Genomic DNA, 975 nt, shown 5'->3' on the forward strand with positions numbered 1-975 from the left:
AGCAACTCACTCAAAATATCGCTCAGATCTGGCGCATCAATCAATTCGCTGTGAGTGATACCGTGGATGATAACGGAATCTTCATCCAACTTTTTCTGAGGCCTTACTTTCCAATGTCGAGCATCGCGCAGAAAAATACGTCTCAGATTGAAAGGTACTAAACCGATAGTAATAATGTCGTGTTTTTCGGGATTGAGCCCTGTCGTGTCGAAATCCAACGCGACAAATTCAACCTCTGAAATGGGGGTATTGGGCGCTGGTAATTCGCTGCCGTAAAAGGCGACAAGATTTTCATCACTGACGAGCTCCAACTTTTGCTGAAACTTGGTTGGCCATTGAATCGCAGGCTTTTGAAATAGCTTTTTGATCATGCCAAACCTCACTTAAAGCTCTTATTTGCTTGATAACGGAACTTAAGGAAGTTCTGCCCATTGCTGAGAATTTGGAAGGCATCTTTCAAATTACGGCGTTCAAAATCGGAGAGGTTTTCTGGCTCGATGTTGTTATCTGGCTCAATTCCGAGTTCAACATCGGTCGCTTGATGGCGAATTCGTACCATAGAGATGAATTCTAACGCGTCTTTTAAGTCCTGAGCTCGACCTTTTGGCAAGATGCCTGCGTCAATAATGTCGTCGAGACGTTCAAACGAGTTTTGTGCACGAGAGCCAACTGCCAAGGCATGCACACGAATCAGATCAACCAGCGGCGCGGTGCCACGACGTTTTAGGTTGATCGAGTTTTTGTGCTGGCCGTCTTTTTCCATCACAAAATCTTTGAAGAAGCCTAATGGCGGCGTGCGGTTTAGCGCATTTCGAGCCAAACATGCTAAGAAGCGATTATTTTTACGCGCTCGACGCACAATGAAGCTGGTGAGCTGTTCTGCCCATTTTAAGCGGCCATACACGCCATCTAAATCGAAAAATATTGATGCATTTAGTAACGCTTTCGGGTTGGGATCGTCAGTCCAGTCAGCGA

2 protein-coding genes are annotated in these 975 nt (G+C 45.6%); both read right to left on the reverse strand.

Annotated elements, in window-relative coordinates:
* The coding region (locus R8N49_RS25420; protein ID WP_318190248.1) for an exonuclease domain-containing protein at positions 1-371 on the reverse strand (371 nt) is incomplete at its 3' end.
* 8 nt (positions 372-379) lie between these two features.
* Positions 380-975, reverse strand: a 596-nt coding sequence (locus tag R8N49_RS25425; protein WP_318190249.1) for a putative nucleotidyltransferase substrate binding domain-containing protein, incomplete at its 5' end; no start/stop codon positions are given.

Source organism: Vibrio sp. 1978 (assembly GCF_033344345.1).